Origin of the sequence: Roseivirga spongicola (assembly GCF_001592965.1) — a bacterium.
Classification (GTDB): Bacteria; Bacteroidota; Bacteroidia; order Cytophagales; family Cyclobacteriaceae; genus Roseivirga; species Roseivirga spongicola.
On record NZ_LRPC01000023.1, the window covers coordinates 49334 to 67605 of the forward strand.

The 18272-nt window shown below is 41.2% G+C and carries 15 protein-coding genes; 9 read left to right on the plus strand and 6 right to left on the minus strand.

The features are described from left to right. Positions 1 to 7: 7 nt before the first annotated feature. The 4 genes from ftsA to AWW68_RS11220 all read left to right on the plus strand — a co-directional run bounded on the left by ftsA (position 8) and on the right by AWW68_RS11220 (position 4746). On the plus strand, positions 8 to 1318 hold the full coding sequence (gene ftsA, locus AWW68_RS11200; protein WP_068220994.1) for a cell division protein FtsA: 1311 nt from the start codon (positions 8 to 10) through the stop codon (positions 1316 to 1318). 91 nt (positions 1319 to 1409) lie between these two features. Continuing rightward, positions 1410 to 1742 carry a four helix bundle protein gene (locus AWW68_RS11205; protein WP_245660231.1) on the plus strand — a complete coding sequence of 111 codons (333 nt, stop codon included), beginning with the start codon at positions 1410 to 1412 and terminating at the stop codon, positions 1740 to 1742. A 54-nt stretch (positions 1743 to 1796) separates the two neighbouring features. Next, on the plus strand, positions 1797 to 3365 hold the full coding sequence (ftsZ, locus tag AWW68_RS11210) for a cell division protein FtsZ (protein WP_068221001.1): 1569 nt from the start codon (positions 1797 to 1799) through the stop codon (positions 3363 to 3365). Positions 3366 to 4068: 703 nt separating this feature from the next. Continuing rightward, positions 4069 to 4746 (plus strand): helix-hairpin-helix domain-containing protein, encoded by a 678-nt coding sequence (locus AWW68_RS11220; RefSeq protein WP_068221005.1) that lies wholly within the window; start codon positions 4069 to 4071, stop codon positions 4744 to 4746. Between the two features lie 156 nt (positions 4747 to 4902). Here AWW68_RS11220 and AWW68_RS11225 read toward each other — a convergent pair whose 3' ends face one another. Continuing rightward, on the minus strand, positions 4903 to 5430 hold the full coding sequence (locus AWW68_RS11225) for an NADPH-dependent FMN reductase (RefSeq protein WP_068221006.1): 528 nt from the start codon (positions 5428 to 5430) through the stop codon (positions 4903 to 4905). 243 nt (positions 5431 to 5673) lie between these two features. Here AWW68_RS11225 and AWW68_RS11230 point away from each other — a divergent pair, with 243 nt between their 5' ends. After that, complete coding sequence (locus AWW68_RS11230) at positions 5674 to 6492, plus strand: purine-nucleoside phosphorylase (protein WP_068221008.1); 819 nt, start codon at positions 5674 to 5676, stop codon at positions 6490 to 6492. A gap of 194 nt (positions 6493 to 6686) precedes the next feature. Here the strand turns inward: AWW68_RS11230 and AWW68_RS11235 are convergent, their stop codons facing one another. After that, a complete protein-coding gene (locus tag AWW68_RS11235; RefSeq protein ID WP_068221011.1) occupies positions 6687 to 7025 on the minus strand; it encodes a helix-turn-helix domain-containing protein in 339 nt (112 codons plus the stop codon). Positions 7026 to 7855: 830 nt separating this feature from the next. Between AWW68_RS11235 and AWW68_RS11240 the strand changes: the two genes are divergently transcribed. From AWW68_RS11240 to AWW68_RS11255, 4 genes are read left to right on the plus strand one after another with little or no spacing between them, the layout of a single operon-like run. Beyond that, complete coding sequence (locus tag AWW68_RS11240) at positions 7856 to 9070, plus strand: DUF4856 domain-containing protein (protein ID WP_068221383.1); 1215 nt, start codon at positions 7856 to 7858, stop codon at positions 9068 to 9070. A gap of 38 nt (positions 9071 to 9108) precedes the next feature. Next, complete coding sequence (locus AWW68_RS11245; protein WP_068221014.1) at positions 9109 to 10209, plus strand: imelysin family protein; 1101 nt, start codon at positions 9109 to 9111, stop codon at positions 10207 to 10209. After that, a complete protein-coding gene (locus tag AWW68_RS11250; protein ID WP_068221017.1) occupies positions 10209 to 11576 on the plus strand; it encodes an HTTM domain-containing protein in 1368 nt (455 codons plus the stop codon). The genes AWW68_RS11245 and AWW68_RS11250 overlap by 1 nt, the downstream gene beginning before the upstream one ends. Continuing rightward, on the plus strand, positions 11557 to 14028 hold the full coding sequence (locus tag AWW68_RS11255) for a TonB-dependent receptor domain-containing protein (protein ID WP_068221020.1): 2472 nt from the start codon (positions 11557 to 11559) through the stop codon (positions 14026 to 14028). The genes AWW68_RS11250 and AWW68_RS11255 overlap by 20 nt, the downstream gene beginning before the upstream one ends. Before the next feature lie 336 nt (positions 14029 to 14364). Here AWW68_RS11255 and AWW68_RS11260 read toward each other — a convergent pair whose 3' ends face one another. The 4 genes from AWW68_RS11260 to AWW68_RS11275 are packed head-to-tail and all read right to left on the minus strand — an operon-like array spanning position 14365 to position 18131. Continuing rightward, positions 14365 to 15423 (minus strand): hemin-degrading factor, encoded by a 1059-nt coding sequence (locus AWW68_RS11260; protein ID WP_068221023.1) that lies wholly within the window; start codon positions 15421 to 15423, stop codon positions 14365 to 14367. Further along, positions 15416 to 16231 carry a heme ABC transporter ATP-binding protein gene (locus AWW68_RS11265; RefSeq protein ID WP_068221026.1) on the minus strand — a complete coding sequence of 272 codons (816 nt, stop codon included), beginning with the start codon at positions 16229 to 16231 and terminating at the stop codon, positions 15416 to 15418. The genes AWW68_RS11260 and AWW68_RS11265 overlap by 8 nt, the downstream gene beginning before the upstream one ends. Continuing rightward, entirely contained in the window at positions 16231 to 17310 is a 1080-nt protein-coding gene (locus AWW68_RS11270) for a FecCD family ABC transporter permease (protein ID WP_068221028.1), read from the minus strand. The genes AWW68_RS11265 and AWW68_RS11270 overlap by 1 nt, the downstream gene beginning before the upstream one ends. Further along, a complete protein-coding gene (locus tag AWW68_RS11275) occupies positions 17307 to 18131 on the minus strand; it encodes a heme/hemin ABC transporter substrate-binding protein (protein WP_157717621.1) in 825 nt (274 codons plus the stop codon). Before AWW68_RS11275 ends, AWW68_RS11270 begins: the two co-directional genes overlap by 4 nt. Positions 18132 to 18272 lie beyond the last annotated feature (141 nt).

An 18272-nucleotide genomic window follows, 5' to 3' on the forward strand; every position in this document is an offset into this window, starting at 1 on the left:
CAACGCCATGCAACACAATAAAATAGTAGTAGGACTAGACATAGGGACAACAAAGATTTGTGCCATTGTCGGTACCAAGAATGAGTACGGGAAGCTCGAAGTCTTGGGAATGGGAAAAGCTGTTTCAGACGGGGTAATCCGTGGAATAGTAACCAACATCGACAAAACCATCATTGCCATAGAAAAGGCCATTGCAGAGGCCGGTGAGCAATCTGGTATTGAAATTAATGTGGTGAACGTAGGTATTGCTGGGCAGCACATTAAGAGCTCAGTACACCACGGAAGCATTACCAGAGATAGGGTAGATGATGAGATTACCGTTGAAGATATTAGCAGGCTAACCAACGATATTCATAAAATAGTAATGCCTCCGGGCTGTGAAATTATTCACGTAATGCCACAAGACTACATTGTAGACTATGAAGATGGCATTAAAGATCCTGTAGGTATGTCTGGTGTTAAGTTAGAGGCAGATTTCCATGTAATTACTGCTCAGACTAACGCTATTAGAAATATAAATAAGTGTGTTAAGCGTGGTGGCTTAGAAATAGAACATCTCATTTTAGAACCATTGGCATCTAGCCTTTCGGTACTAAGTGATGAAGAAAAAGAGGCTGGTGTTTGCCTTGTGGATATTGGTGGTGGTACTACTGACATCGCTATTTTCCACGATAATATTATTCGTCATACTGCGGTAATTCCTTTCGGTGGAAACATAATAACTACCGACATCAAGGAAGGCCTTAAGGTGATGCAGAATCAGGCGGAATTGTTGAAAACCAAATTTGGTAAAGCTATTGCCGAAGAGGCCAATCCAAACGAGATTGTGTCTATCCCAGGCTTGAGAAACAGACCGCCAAAAGAGATTTCTATCCGTAATCTGGCCCACATAATTGAGGCTAGAATGGAGGAAATTATTGAGTTGGTACATGCTGAAATCATTACTTCAGGCTATGCCAATAAGTTAGCCGGAGGTATTGTAATTACCGGTGGTGGTTCTATGCTGGCTTATGTGCAGCAACTGTTCGAATACATGACAGGAATGGATGCGAGAATAGGCTACCCTAACGAACACTTGGGCAAATCTAAAATTGAAGCTATTAAAAGTCCAATGTATGCTACAACGGTAGGTTTGGTCCTTTCAGGCTTTAGAGCTTTAGATGAGCGCGAAAATCGCTATAACGAAACTAAAGCTTCAGGCATGGGAGTTAAAAAAGAGTTCAAAGGACAGAAAAAAGGAGCTGAGTTTTTCAGCAAACTGATAGACAAAACCAAAGGCCTTTTGATGGATGATTTCCATGATAAAGGAGAGTACTAGCACGAAGCTAGGAGCATGAGGCGGGAAGCAAATGGCTTCCTTATAAACTTGAAATTAGATCACACACAAAATGAGCTTTAGGTTTGAGCGAATGAAAATTTGGATAGAAGCGATGGACTTAGGTGAGGAGATTAATACTCTTTCTTATAAGTTCCCTGATCGGGAAAAGTTCAATCTCTCTAGTCAGATTACAAGAGCGATAGATTCAGTTGCTCTGAATATTTCAGAGGGATCGATTGGTCAATCAGACGCTGAGTTCAGTAGGTTTTTAGGTTACTCTGTAAGATCGATTGCAGAGGTTGTGACTTGTCTTTATAAAGCAAGGAACAGGAGTTATTTAACTGAGGATGAATTTACAGTCAATTATGACAGGTGTTTCAACCTCTTGAACATGATAGTAGGATTTAGAAAAAGATTAAAATAACTGCTGTGAGCTTCAAGCTTCAAGCTTCTGGCTCCCAGCTCAAAACATAACGACATGGCAGATTCATATATGTTTGAACTTCCAAAGCACCACAAATCAATCATTAAAGTGATTGGTGTTGGCGGTGGCGGAAGCAACGCAGTAAACCACATGTATAATCAAGGGATTAAAGATGTGGAATTCGTAGTGTGCAATACAGATGCGCAGGCTTTAAAAAGTAGTCCGGTTCCTAACCGACTGCAATTGGGAATGGGCCTTACCGAAGGACTCGGTGCGGGTGCTAATCCTGAAATTGGTAAAAACGCAGCAATAGAAAGTAAGGAAGAGATTAGAACCATGCTTTCTGACGATACCAAAATGGTATTCATAACAGCCGGAATGGGTGGAGGTACTGGTACTGGTGCGGCTCCTATCATTGCTAAAATTGCGAGAGATATGGATTTGCTTACAGTAGGTATTGTAACTGCTCCTTTCAGTTTTGAAGGAAAGAAAAAGACAAATGCTGCAAATCAAGGAATCGCGGAGCTCAAGGAGAATTGCGATACGGTGCTCGTTATCCTCAATGATAAATTGAGAGAGGTGCACGGTAATCTTCCGATTAGTAAAGCCTTTGGTGAAGCAGATAACATCTTAACCACTGCAGCAAAAGGTATTGCCGAAATAATCACGGTGCCTGGTTATGTGAATGTGGACTTTATGGATGTTCAGACGGTAATGAAAGGAGCTGGAGCAGCAGTAATGGGCTCAGCAACTGCCGATGGTGAGGGCAGAGCACTTCGCGCAGCCGAGATGGCCATTTCTTCTCCGTTACTGAACAACAAAGATATTAACGGAGCAACCAAGATTCTTCTTTCCATTATTTCTGGAGAAGAAGCAGAGTTGCAAATGGATGAACTAACCGATATTACGGAATACATTCAGGAGAAAGCTGGTGATGATGCTGAGGTGATCTTCGGGCATGGTATCGATGCTAACCACGGTCAGAACATCAGTGTAACTGTAATCGCTACGGGGTTCGAATCTCCAGAGTTGAAAACACGTCCGAGTGAGGCAACAAAAAAGGTGATTGATCTCGAGAGTAATCGAGAGATCGACATGAGGCCTGAAAACAACTTTACCACTCCACAGCCACAGTCTCAGACTACTCTTTTCGAGGCTCCAAAAGAAACGCCTAAAGAAGAGTCTCGTCCAGAAGTGAATACGCAAGAAGATGAGGATGAAAACGAATTACCAGCAGGCTATTCATTCTTAGCCAAGTTGGCCAGAAAGTATGAGATTGAAGAGTACTCATCTAATGCTGATAGAGAAGATGAGGCTGAAGAGAGAAGCAGGTCTTTAGATAATGATTTCTATGAAGACAGGAATAAGAACTTCTTAGAAATGAAACGTCAGAAGCTTCAAGAGCAGGCACGTTTGAGAGAAGAAAGGCTCAGAGGTTCTTCTAATTATGGTATGAATAACGATGATTTTAAGGAGAAACTAGAAGTTCCTGCTTACCAAAGAAGACAAGTGCGTTTGAGTGAAAACTCTCCATCTTCTGAGAGAAATATTTCAAGATATAACCTAAATGATGACGATGAGATTATGGGGGACAATAAATTCCTTCATGACAATGTCGATTAAGGATATCCATTTTTTTAGCTTGATCAACGGTTAAAGTTGAGACATGTGAACAAAGACAGCCTACTGCCATGGGCTGTCTTTTTTAGTTGATAGAATTTTTCTTTAAGGCTTCCAGTCCTTAAAGGCTAGAAGCCTTACTTCTTTTAGTGCTGATAAAAACTGGTCATTGTCTGAATCGAAAAAGCTACTAGACGAGTGCGAGCTGAAAATTATTTAGAAATGTTCTAAATAATTTTCTGTGAGAATAATCCTTTTCTACTTTTGTGACCGTTGGAAAAGAAGCTCAATTCAAATCATCAATCGAAGACCATTTCTCTGGTGGTAACTAGCATCGTACTGGCGTCTGTCGGAGCTTTGCTTGAGTTAATTCTCATTGAGCATTATGAAGGCACAAACCAACTGATACCAATAATATCAATAGGGTCGGCTCTCTTTCTTTTTATTATTCTACTCCTCAATAACACTATAGCTATTAGAAAGATTTTCAGAGTTGTGTTGTGTATTTGTGCTGTAGCTGGAGTCCTCGGAGTTTATTTTCATTTAGACTCAAATTTCCAGTTTGAAAAAGAGATGAGGCCAAATGACTCTGGGGGAGACTTGTTTTGGGCTAGCTTTTCAGGAGCCCTGCCAGCCTTAGCTCCAATGAGCATGTTGGTCTTTACACTATTAGGATTTATTTACTTATCAAGCATAAATAACGAGAATGAAACAAAATAAAATTTCCATTCTATTCTTGGCCTTAGCCCTAATTGGTCTAGTGTCATGTGGTAATACTAAAAGCAATGAAGAGTCTACCGATGCTGTTAGTACAGAGTCAGAATCAAAAGTAGCTCCAAGTGTAGTGTTGAATGCTAATTTGGCTAGTGAAGAAGAACTCACTCAGATTGGTTTAACAGCAGATATGATTCAGCAGGTTATGGAAAATCGTCCATTCATTACCATGAATGACTTTGATGCTCTAGTGCCGGCAGACATGAACAAAGAAGAGCTTTACAAAAGCATTTTTGTTCCTTTTAACTTGAATACAACTGCTGAAGGAGATTTCAAGATGATTCCAGGTGTTGGAGATAAAATGGCTCATGAGTTCGAAGAATACAGACCATATACTTCTATTGCACAATTTAGAAGAGAGATTGGCAAGTATGTAGACGATGCGGAAGTGAAGAGGTACGAAAGCTACGTATTTGTACCAGTTGAGCTAAACTCTGCTTCTGAAGATGATATAAAGGCGCTACCAGGCTTAAGCGATAAAATGGTGCATGAATTTCTTGAGTATAGACCTTACGATAATATGGATAGGTTCTACAAAGAAATCGGCAAGTATGTAGATGAGAAAGAATTGGACAGATTGGCAAGGTTAGTTTATATAAATAACCAATAAACTACTTGCCTTCTCATTGAATGAGACTGCCTCAAGTGCTGCTATTTTCGTCTTTCCCAGCTCGACTGGGAATCCCTATAGGTCTTTAGAGTCTTTTTTTGACTTTAACGGGCTGTAGTTGAGAATAACGATTAGCTTTTGGGGCAGTCTCCTTTTTTAAAACGCCACCAATTTTTCTGCTTGTTGATGTAGGAGAGTGTTGTACAACGGCTGGGTAATTTTCTCTCCGTCCCAATGTTGCTCAATGCCTGCAAGCTTAGGTTTTAAAGCAAGAATATTCATACCTAGGTAGTTAAGTATGTCGGTTAAGTGAGACATGGCCATTACACTACCTTGTACGCCAGAAGAAACCCCAATTAAGGCTCCTTTTTTATCTCTAACCCCTTCAGGGTATTTCAACCCATCTAAAAAAGCCTTTAGCACACCCGGGAAAGAACCGTTGTATTCAGGAACTATAAAAACAATCTTTTCCGAAGCCTGAACCTTTTCTCGAATAGCATTGAATGACTCGTTGTTGCCGTTGTTTTCATATAACGCATTACACAAGAAATCTTCGGGTAAGTCTACCAAATCTACTATTTGACAGGCACTGTCGGTTTTGGTATCTAAAATCGATTTATAGTAATGAGCGATTTTGGTGCTCATTGAATTCTTTCTATTGGTTCCAACTACTATACTAATCATGCTTTTTCTTATGCTACAAACTTAAAGGCATTCAGTTAATTGACCGAGTTTCGGTGGCTCTAAATCTGTTTGTATTTATTGGTAAAATTAAATTGAGCTAAAAAGTTCAGGCTAACTAGTAAATCTTCCATCATTCATTCGGCCAGAGTTGGCTTTTAGAGGCAAAGGATCATCGATATTGAAATCTGATTATTTGTCGTTTTTCAGCTTACTTGATAAAAAATAAGCTACTAAATTCACGGCATGACTTATACAGAGAAAGTTCAAGAATCAGTTCAGTTCATTCAATCTAAAACTGACGTAGTGCCTCAGTTTGGAATTATTCTGGGCACAGGGCTTGGTGCCTTGGTCGATGAAATTAATGTCACTTCTGAAATTGGCTATGACGAGATTCCTCATTTTCCGGTGTCTACGGTAGAGAGCCATCATGGTAAGCTCATTTTTGGAGAACTTTTTGGAAAGAAGGTAGTGGCAATGCAAGGCCGATTTCATTACTATGAAGGTTATACTATGAAGGAAGTTACTTTCCCTGTACGAGTTATGAAGTTACTGGGCATCGAGAAGCTCTTTATTTCAAACGCTGCTGGGGGAGTCAACCTGAATTATCAAGTGGCCGATCTGATGATTATTGAAGACCATATAGATCTAACCAAAGAGAACCCGTTGACAGGCAAAAACCTTGATGAGTTTGGCGGGCGTTTCCCTGACATGAGCGAGCCTTATGAGCGTAAGATGATCGATGAAGCACTAGAGATTGCCAAAGCTAATAACATCCGTTGTCACGAAGGAGTGTATGCCGGAGTAAGCGGTCCGAACCTAGAAACCAGAGCTGAGTACAGATTCATTGGTAGAATTGGTGGCGATGCAGTAGGCATGTCTACCATTCCAGAAGTGATTGTGGCTCGGCATATGGACTTGCCAGTGTTTGCGGTGTCAGCCATCACAGATCTCTGCGATCCAGATAACCTCGAGAAAGCTGAAATAGCCAATATTCTTGCAGCAGCCTTCAAAGCAGAGAAGGGAATGACTAAGATTATAAAGGAATTAATCAGTAAGCAGTAGGTCTGATTACCTCTTTGATGTGTCTTTCAAATCGGCTAGACATATTTATTGAAAGGTTCTTTAGGTTAATAATATCAAATTAGATGCAGTGGGTGATTGTGGCTGGAGCTATTTATGGAGTAGTTCAGCAAATCTCAATTTACTTAATTGCAAATCTTGGCGTATATGTACTTGTACACCACCCACTGCCTAATTTATTTATACATTTTAAGCCTAATTATGTCTACCTCAAGACGTGTCACTTTACTTTCTAATAGTTGGATTTGCTCACTCAGGGCTTGAACCTTTTGTAATAATTCAGCTTCGTCCAACATCATCAATTCATTTTCATTTTTATTGTAAATGGTTCTTTTTACATCTGTAAAGTCATGATTAATTGCTTGGCCTATTCTGATAAGCTTACTTTTCTTAAGGTCTTCACCTTCTTTTATCCAATTATATAGTGTGTTTCTGTTGATGCCAATTTTGTCAGCAATGCTTGTAATAGATTGCCCGCTTTTGTCTATTGCTTCTTGTATAAAATTGTAATTCATAACTATACTATACTAGTAAGTGATTCAAAATAATGAACAAAAAATAACAAATGCGAATATTAAATGAGCATAAATGATTTTTAGTGTCAATTATTGTTTCAGTACAAGTGGGATTTGGTGTTTCAGTTAGTACTAGTTTGCTGATAAACGAATGGAGCTAGGACATTTATTAAATAGAAGTCGGAAAAGGATTTGATCGCTCGCATCTGAGCATGACTGTTATTGAGGTTTTTGTGGAAGGCACGCTGGTCTCTAGTGTCTCGCTAAGTCCGCAGCGATTAGTCGAGTCGAGGTGCTTCAACTAGTAGTCACAAGGATTATAGCAGTTGTCTTAGATTGTTTTGCCAGATGCTCTCTCGTCTATGTCATTCTGAGTGCAGCGAAGAATCTTATACTTGAATAGAGGCGCTTAGCAAAGGGTAATAAGATGTTTCCCCCGATACTTTGGGGCCTCAACATGACTGTTACCGAGGTGTTTGTTCAAGGCCTTGGTGTTTAGTTGAAGCGAGACGCTTCAACTAGGAGGGGATTCGTCAGACCACTCAAAGTGGTCAGACGAATAAGTTTGGGGCACTACAAAAAAACTTTCCAGTCTTTAGCATCCTGCTAGTCTATCCCTAAATCTCCAGGCTATTTAACTAGTGCAGACCTAATCAATAGACTAGCTTGCTTGTTTCTGGTACTTTTCCGTTATCTAGAATAGGCCTTTGATTTTTATTATTATTTAGATCGATTAAAAATAAGTTAACCTAATGCTTGTTAGCCTGAGTGCTCTGTTATACTTTTGCGCACTGTTTAAAATGAATCCAAATAAAAATAGAAAACAAAAGATGACCAGAAATTATCCCTTGGCTGTTTTACTCCTTGTTTTAGCATTATTCTCTTGTGATGATAATGAAGGTTTACCAGAAGTTGAAGCTCCTTCGAGTTACTCCTTCGAGAGAAACTCACAAAGCACAGTTTCTTTCTCGGGACAGACAACTAGAATAAAAATGGCAGAAGAATTGAATTCGGCCTTTTTGGATTTTGACAATACAACAGAGGCGCTTTTGCTAGAAATGTTTAGGAATGATGATGGACAAGGCGGAGATGTCAGTCCTTTTGAAGATGCCGACTTGAATAGCGCTACCAAAAGCATCAAAAGTAAAGTAGCCGCTTCTCAAGATCTATTTGCTGCAAATACCACAGAGTCGTCTCAAATTAAGGCTCAGTTCGAAAGCTGGATTGCAGGTCAAATCAATGAGATTTACCCAAATAGAAACCAACTGGCTACTGCTGGTAATGCAGGTCAATTGGCCGATGGAACCTCTACCAGATACGTAAATGCTAAGGGTTTGGAGTACAACCAAGCCTTCACCAAATCTTTGATCGGTGGCCTTATGCTAGATCAGTTGGTGAATAACTACTTGAGTACAGCTGTGCTAGATGCCGCTTCTAACAAAGAAGATAATAATGCTGGTGTTTTGGCAGACGGAAAAAACTATACCACTATGGAACATAAGTGGGATGAGGCTTATGGTTACCTTTTCGGTAATGCGGCCAACACAGCAAGTCCTTTGACAGAACTTGGTAGCTCAGATAGCTACCTTAATAAATACCTAGGAAGGGTAGAAGGCGATGCTGATTTCGCAGGTGTAGCCCAAGAAGTATTTGACGCTTTGATATTAGGCAGGGCTGCAATTGTTGCTCAACAATATGAAGTGAGAGATGCACAAGCTGACATCATCAAGCAAAAACTTTCTGAGATAATAGCTATTAGAGCAGTTTACTATCTGCAACAAGGAAAAATAGCCTTGGAGAACCAGCAATATGGTACTGCCTTCCACGATTTATCTGAAGGCTTTGGCTTCATTTACAGCTTACGTTTTACGCATAACCCGATTGCTGGAGATAGCTTCTTTAGCCGTGAAGAAGTTGATCAAATGATCGATGACCTGTACGGTTCAACCAATGGATTCTGGGATGTGGACGCTACCACTTTAGACGCTATTTCGGCCAGTATAGCCGCTAAGTTCGACTTTACTGTAGCTGAGGCAGGTAACTAATTGCCGAACAAAATCTCTGAACAAACCAATTTGTTGTAATGAGGAAAATTGTAAGTCTGTTTTTATCTTTTGCGCTGATCATGGCCTGCTCATCGTCTGATGGAGAGCCTACAGAAGTGGCAGATAACTTCGATAGAAGCGCTATGCTTGTCAATTGGGCAGATAACATTATCATACCCTCTTATGAAGCCTATGCTTCTGCCGTGGCAGATATGAAGGCTTCTACCGATGCATTCACTACGCAGCCAAGTCTTACAACCTTAGGAGAACTTAGGAATAACTGGCTTCAAGCTTACACTGCATTTCAAAGCGTTTCAATGTTTGAAATTGGTCCAGCAGAATCGGTTAGCCTCCGAAATTACACCAACATTTACCCTACAGATGCTGCGGAAATAGAGAGTTTTGTAGCTTCTGGAGACTATAATCTCACTTTACCCAGCACTATAGATGCTCAGGGATTTCCTGCGTTAGACTACCTCTTATTTGGTACGGCCGATACAGATGCGGAGATTTTGGTTAAGCTAAGTTCTGACAGTTATTCAACTTACCTGAGTAGCTTAGTAGATAGAATAGAGACTCTATCAAGCCAAGTATTGAGTGAGTGGAAAGGCAGCTATAGAGACACATTTGTGTCGAATAGTGGCTCTACTGCCAGTAGTTCAGTAAACAAGTTGGTCAATGACTTCTTGTTCTACTATGAGAAAAGCTTAAGGGCTGGAAAAATTGGAATTCCGTCAGGTGTATTTTCTAGTACTCCTTTGAGCGACAGAGTTGAAGGGCTTTACAGCAAAGAATACTCGAAAGGCTTATTCAATGCTTCACTGAATGCCACCATTAACTTCTTCAAAGGAAAACACTTTGAATCGGAGTCAACTGGCGAGAGCTTAGAGCAGTACTTAAGGTATTTGAGCGAACTAAACAGCACAGAAGATTTGAGTGTAGCGATCATCAATCAGTTTGAAGCTGCAAAAAGCGCGGTATCTCAGCTCAATGATAACTTCTACTTTCAAGTGGAAAGTGATAATTCTAAAATGCTTCAGGCATATGATGAGTTACAGAAAAATGTGATTCTGATGAAGGTAGATATGTTTCAAAAATTGAACATACGCATCGATTATGTAGATGCAGACGGTGACTGATGAGGTCTGGACTGAAGACATATTTTAATCAAAATACAGAGGCTGCCCCATTGGCAGTCTTTCGTATTTTCTTTGGGTTGATGATGTTCTTCAGTATCGTCAGGTTTTGGGCGAATGGATGGATCGACAAGCTATACATTCAACCTAAATTCTTCTTCTCCTACTATGGTTTCGAATGGGTGAAACCGCTTGGCTTATGGACCTACGGTCTGTTTGTGATTTGTGCACTTTCTGCATTGGCAGTGGCCTTCGGCTATCGCTATAAATGGGCAATAATCAGCTTCTTTATCAGCTTTACTTACATAGAGCTGATGGACAAAACCACTTACCTAAATCACTACTATTTCATCAGCCTGCTTAGTTTTCTGATGATGTTTCTGCCAGCCAATAGTTACTTTTCTTATGATGCTTTTAAGCGCAGCGAAGTCCGTCATCAATTGATCCCCAGATGGACAATTGATAGCATAAAGCTACTTCTAGGGATAGTTTATTTCTATGCTGGTCTGGCAAAGCTCAATTCAGATTGGCTTATTAATGCCATGCCACTAAAAATATGGCTGCCAGGCAGGTATGACCTTCCATTGTTGGGCGATTTACTACAGCAAGAATGGGTTCATTACGGTTTTTCATGGGCTGGTGCAGCTTATGATTTGGCCATTCCTTTTCTACTGCTTTACAGAAAAACCAGACCCTTCGCCTTTGTTCTGGTGGTTGTCTTTCACGTGCTTACACGGGTGCTGTTTCCAATCGGCATGTTCCCTTATATAATGATTGTGAGTTCGTTAATATTCTTCGATGCTTCGATTCATCAGAGAATATTGTCGATCGTTTCAAGGTGGGCTAAAATACCATTCAACCACTTCGGGAATGGAAATAGTTTGAACCAAAAAACTTGGGACAGCAGAGGCTTCAAGAGAAAGTTGATTGTCGGTTTTTTCGCTCTGCAATTGCTGATGCCTTTCAGGCATTACCTCTACCCTGGAGAATTGTTTTGGACCGAAGAGGGTTTCCGGTTTTCATGGCGTGTAATGCTGATGGAAAAGGCTGGCTATGCGAACTTCAAAGTAGTGAATAAATCGACAGGGGAGCGATTCTATGTCGATAACACTGATTTTCTTACCTCATTTCAGGAGAAGCAAATGTCTTTTCAGCCCGATTTTATTCTGGAATATGCTCATTATCTGAAGGAGCACTTTGAAAGTCAGGGGCATAAAAATATAGGAGTGTATGTTGAAAGTTATGTGGCGCTCAATGGGCGCAGAAGCCAACCATACATCAATCCGGAAATAGACCTCACACTTCAGAAAGAATCATTTAAACATAAATACTGGATACTTCCATTTAACGATGAGATTAAAGGTCTTTAGTTTAGTGCTGCTAGCTACATTGGCTAACTGTGCTTTTGCTCAAATAAGAATTACAGGAAAAGTAACGGACGCCAATACTGGTGAAGTCATAGACCGAGCGGAAGTCTATAATAAGCTGACTACGGAAATCAGCAGGGTTGATGCAAATGGGCGCTACCAAATGACGGTGGACTCCGCAGGTACTTACCCTATTGTTGCCTTTGCTTTTGGTTACGCTGTGAATGATACCCTAGTGGTTGTCGATGGTGATCTTACCCTAGACTTTGGTATGAAGGAAATTTCCAACGACCTATCGGAAGTAGAAATAGTTCAGGAGAGGGAAGAGGTATTTAACATTAGTCGCCTGCGACCTGTAGAGGGAACGGCCATTTATGCGGGTAAGAAATCTGAGGTGGTTTTGTTGAATGGTATGGTGGGGAATCTTGCCTCCAACAATGCTAGGCAGGTTTATGCTCAAGTGGTAGGGCTAAATATTTACGATAGTGAAGCGGCAGGTTTGCAGCTGAGTATTGGAGGTAGAGGACTAGATCCTAACCGGACTTCTAATTTCAACACGCGTCAAAATGGATATGATATTAGTGCCGATGTGCTCGGATATCCTGAAAGTTATTATACGCCTCCAGCAGAGGCTTTGGAGGAAATTCAGGTGATTAGAGGGGCGGCTTCTTTGCAATACGGAACTCAATTTGGTGGACTCATCAATTTTAAAATGAAGAAGCCTAATCCTGATAAGCCTCTGGAGTGGGTAAGCCGACAAACCTTGGGGTCTTTCGGGCTGTTCACCTCTTTCAATAGTTTAAGCGGAACCAAAGACCGATGGAGCTATTACACTTACTTTAATTATAAACAGGGAGATGGTTTTCTACCTAATTCCGAATTTGAATCGAAGAATTTCTACGCTCATTTGGGCTATGAACTTTCCAGTAAAACTCAACTGAGTTTAGAGTATACCTATCTAAATTATTTGGCTCAACAAGCTGGAGGACTAACTGATGCTCAGTTTAATACCGACCCAACTTTCAGCAACCGTACAAGAAACTGGTTTAGTGTAGATTGGAATTTATTCAGCTTAAAGTTAGAACATGAGTTTAGTGACCGAACGGATTGGAGCCTCAATTTATTCGGCCTAAATGCTGCCAGAAATGCCGTAGGTTTTAGAGGCAGCGTGTCTAACTTGAATTCCAACCCTATAACCGATATTGATGAGCAGGCTAGTGATGGCTCTTTTGTCAATCCAAGAGATTTGATAAAAGGTGATTTTAACAACTGGGGTGCCGAAACTAGATTGTTGACCAGGTATAATTTAGGAGGACATCAGTCAGTGTTTTTAATTGGTTCGAAGTTCTATAAGGCTGAGAACTCATCTCTACAAGGGCCTGGAAGTAATGGTACAGGTGCTGATTTCAGTCTGGCAATTGACCAATATCCCGAATACCCCAATCAGTCGGACTTTGATTTTCCGAACCTCAATGCTTCAGTGTTTGGCGAGAACATTTTCTACTTGAATGATGAAATTTCTTTGACTCCGGGCTTTAGGTTTGAATACATTAAAACAGAGAGTGCAGGAGTCTACAATAATGTGGTTTTCGATAATGCTGGCAATCCAATTTCCAACCAACAGCTGACTGATAACAGAGAACTTGAAAGGTCGTTTTTTCTCTTTGGCCTTGGCTTTAGCTATGATCAGTCGGAAGACTTTGAGGTTTACGCCAATGTCTCTCAGAACTACAGGTCTGTGACTTTCAGCGATATTAGAACGGTGAATCCGAGTTTCATTATCGACCCAGATATTCAGGATGAAAAGGGCTTTACCGCAGATTTTGGAGCCAGAGGTGCATGGAATGGTGTGCTGTCTTATGATGTGGGCGGATTCACCATGGTTTATAACGATAGAATAGGCATTATTCTAGATGATAGAGCCAACCGAGTAAGAACGAACATTGGCAAGGCTTTGATTTTAGGAGCCGAAGCTTTTTCGGAATGGGATATTGCTAAAACTGCGAATTGGTCAGATAGAGCTATTCAGTCTAGCTTTTTCGTCAACACCGCTTTTACTACTTCTGAGTATTTGAATTCTGATGAAAATAATGTGGAGGGTAGGGAAGTAGAGTTTATTCCCGCCATTAACCTAAAGACGGGGCTCAAGTTTGGTTGGAGAAACCTGATGTCTAGCCTGCAATTTACTTATCTGTCAGAGCAATTTACCGATGCTGAAAACTCAGAAGTACCCGAGGTTGGAGATGCTAGAAATGGACTTATTGGTAAAATTCCGGCTTACAGCATTATGGACTTTTCGTTATCCTATAGGTTAGGAAAGTGGAAGCTGGAAACTGGGGTGAACAACTTATTGAATGAAAAGTATTTTACTCGAAGAGCAACAGGATACCCTGGTCCGGGAATAATTCCTTCCGACCCAAGGAGCTATTACTTTACCGTTCAGCTTAGGCTGTAATTTCGTCTGACTGCTTCCACTAGCTGAGAGATTCGTCCGACCGCTTCGAGTCGGTCTGACGAATAGTAAGTCTAGTCTTTGGTCGCGGATAAGATGTTTCCCCCGATACTTCGGGGCCTCAACATGACTGTTACCGTGGCTTTTGTTTAGTCCTTGGATTTGGCAATTCTCTCTGGTCTTTAGCGTCTCGCTAAGACCCTAGTGTTAAGTCGAAGCGAGACGCTTCAACTAGGTGAGAAACTGGTCAGGTCATTCCAAAAAGCCAGATTAATAGGGTAAAAGTAGGGTGAAGGAATCTATGACCCCAGCACCCCTGAGTTGAAAAAATCTGTTGTTTTAATTGAGTTCGGCTACTAGTTCTTTCCAGTCTGTCAATTCAGTTTGGCCTGGTTTTCTCAAACCGAAGAACTGAGCGATCATTTCTCTATTTTCATCAAATAACTCTACTGAGGTCACAATACCGTCTTTTGATGGCTTCTCCACAGCATAGCTATTAGCGATAAGATCTGTACGTAAGTGTAAGTTGAACTTCTGGTCCATCACGTTGATCCACCTAGTTTCCTCTCTCTCTATCGGTACAATCTTCTTTACCACATCTTGATGAATCTGCAGGTTGCCATGGTTTCCGGCAAAGATCATGATTGGCAATTGGCTCTTAGATGCTTTCTCCAAAATGGTATTCACTGCCGTGTTGGCAATCTTTCTGGTGAATTTGCCTTCTGCTAATTGTACCGCATGCTCTCTCTGGGCTTTGTGCTTTCTGAGCATCGGGAAGAAGTCATGGGTGTCTTCCAAGGCTGCCCAGTCGGCTAAAAAGGCTTCCTGATCAATACCTTCGGCATACACAACTTTATCGATTGGGCTAATCTCCAGATTGGGAGATTGATTCGCTGAGGTGAATTTCTCAACTATCTGCTCATAAGCTTCTAGGTCGCCATCTTCCTGTACGTATACTTTAGTGATAGCTGTGCCCGCTTTATCGAAAATCTGAATGTTGGGTAGAACGCGTGAACCTTTTCTGATGACACTGGCAAAGGCGAATGCCCAGTTCTGAAAGAACACACGGGTTTCAATTGGGCCAAGGACGGTACCTATATGATGGTTGCCTCTGCCAAAAGTGCTAACTTTTTCAAATGCACCTTTGTGCTCTAATACACAGGCTTCATTGCGAGTGAGACTCATCACATTGCCTAGCTCCTTAAAGCTCTTGAGTAGTTCGGTCCAGTCTCCTTCAAGTCTGATTACATCATCTCCAAGTCCAGTTGCTAATAGCTCGGCTTCGCTTACTCCTAGCTGATTAGCAGCTTCTCTAATTCTTACTCTCGGATTTTCTTCCTTGAATTGCTCCCAGCGTTCTTTTAAAGTAGCTGCGGCTGTAGTTAATGCTTCAGGCATATCGTATTTCTTTTTGTGGTTCTAAATGCATGTGGTTTGGAATGGAAACCACAATGGTTTGACCCGTTGTTGGATCTTCTAGCATTTGAACCGGATGGTTAAATGTAGTTTCTATATTTTCTTTTGTAAATACTTCTCGGGTTTCACCCTGCTTAACTATTTCCCCATTTTTCATAAAAACTAAATAATCAGCATACTGGGCGGCTAAGTTCAGGTCGTGAAGAACAGCTAAAACGCCCAAGTTATCGCTCATTAATTCACGGGCAGTTCCCAGCAAGGCATGTTGATGTAGAATATCTAGATCAGATGTGGGTTCATCTAGTAGCAAGTACTTTGGGTGAGGACTTTTGTCCCAAACCTGAGCCATAATTCTGGCGAGTTGTACCCTTTGTTTCTCTCCACCAGAAAGGGTCTGATAAGTTCGACCTTTGTAGGATTGAAGCCTTGTTTTTTCAATGACCTTTTCAATGATCTCCACATTTTCTACGGGCGATGTATGATGAGGGAAGCGTCCAATTTCTATGATTTGCTCTATGCTAAACGGGAAGTTGATGCTGGTGTGTTGAGGCATAACTGCACGAATTCGAGATAGTGCTTTGCTATCTAGTGCAGAAGATGAATGACCATTTACCGTAATAGATCCATTGCGCAATTTCACCTCGTTGGTAATTGCTTTTAGAAGTGTGCTTTTGCCCGCTCCATTAGGCCCAACAATGGCGGTGAATGTCCTTGGCTTTAGTTTTATAGTGCAATTTCGAAGTATACTCTTACTTCCAATTTGATATGATATGTTGTTGGCTTGTAGCATCAGATTAGATTTTTTCTTTTAGCAACGGTGAGTAGGTAAATGAAGAATGGCGTTCCTAATGCTGCAGTTACTACGCCAATGGGCAATTCAGAAGGTGCAACCACAGTTCTGGCGAATAAATCGGCTAGAATAAGTAAGGCTGCTCCACCCAATGCAGAAAGAGGAATCACAATCCTATGATCGGAAGAGAATGCCATTCTGATAATATGCGGAATTACGAGTCCAACAAAGCCGATTATTCCAGAGAAGGAAACCGCCACGCCCACGCAGAGCGCTGAAAGGAATACGATGGTGCGCTTCACTTTTTCAACATTCACTCCGCTGTGGAAGGCCTCTGATTCACCCAAGGCAATAGCGTTCAGAGATTTGGCCATTCTGGTAAGTATCAAGGTTGAAGCGATAATGGGGATTGTAATGATGCCAATCTTCTGCCAGGTGCCCGCACTTAGGTCGCCTAAAGTCCAAAAGGTAAAGGTTCTTAATTGCTGATCGTCAGCATAGTAAATGCCTAAACCGATGATGGCATTGGCCAGTGTGGAAATGGCTACTCCAGCCAAAATAAGTATGGTTACTCGTACTTTACCCTGATAGTTGCCTAACCTGAGTGTCATAAAAGTGGCCAATACTCCACCTAGAAAGGCAAATGGAGGAAGCAGCCAAACCTTCAGAGAGTCGGGTATTTCTCCGATGAAGGAAGTAAGTCCGAGAATTACCACAAAGGCTCCTAATGCCGCTCCGCTAGAAACGCCAATTATTCCTGGTTCTACCAATGGATTTCTGAATATACCTTGTAGTGCAGCGCCTGAAACACCCAAGGCAGTACCTATTAATATGGTGAAAATGAGCCGTGGCAATCTTATATCCATTAAAACCACAGACTGAACAGCCGTGAAGTTTTGGTTGGTAAAGCCTAGTCTATCTAAAAGAATAGATGATATTTCGCTCACGCTGAGTTCTACCGCACCAATGGTTAAGGAGAATAAGAACAGGGCTAATAAGAATAGCGCCATGGCTGTAGTAAGGAAGCCCGCGGTAAGCTTTTGAGATTTCAGTTTCGATATGGTAATTGATGAGTTCAATGCGTTTTCTCGAAGATTTCTAATGCTGCTTCGGCTAATCTTGGTCCCCAGTTGGTGAGTTTTACGCCATCAATAGCAATAATTTGCATTTTCTTGCCTGCTGTAGTTTGCGCCACTCCAGGTATTTTTAGTACACCGTTTATGCCTCCAAGGCTTTCCAAGCCAGATGCCATGAAGAGTAAGTAATCGGGGTTGGCATTAATAAGAGCCTCTGCATTGAGTGGTTTATAACCACTTATTTCTGGAACGGCATTTTGTGTACCGGCCATCTCAATGATCATAAAACCTGTGTCGTTACCCGCAACTTGGAGGTTTCCAGCACCTCTTGCATAGACACAAAGTACCTTGGGAGTATTATTTGCTTGAGCTACCTTCTTAGCCAAAGAAGTTAGTTCCGTCTCCATCTTCTGAATTAAGGTCTCACCTTCAGGCTTTTTGTTCAAGGCTGCAGCAATCTGTCTGATTCTGAGCTTCGTGTCTTCTAGGTTGCTGTTGTTTTCAACAACCAATACTTTTTGCCCAGCATTTTTAAGCTGGTTCAGCACTACATCGTTCACGTAGTCCTTCTCTAAGATCATAACATCTGGTTCTAGGGAGATGATGCCTTCAGCAGTTATGCTAGTTCTGTAACCTATGGAGGGTAGTGACTGCATTTGCGGAGGGTAAAGGCTAGTTCTGTCCGTTGCTATAATTTTGTCACAAAGACCGAGTTCACAGACAATTTCAGTAGACGAGCTTCCGGCAGTAATAATTCTCTGAGCTTGAGCTGTACAGGCAAGCGAGAGCATTAAAATGGTTAAGTATATTTTTAGTCTATTCACAGTGACGATAGGTTTTTTGTTCCTATTTAGATTAGTTCTAAATCATAGCAAATGTATTGGCTAAGTGCTTGTAATGCAATCACTAGTACTAGTGGTTATGATCTGTTTCATGTGTAATATTCCTTATTCACATTCAGGTTA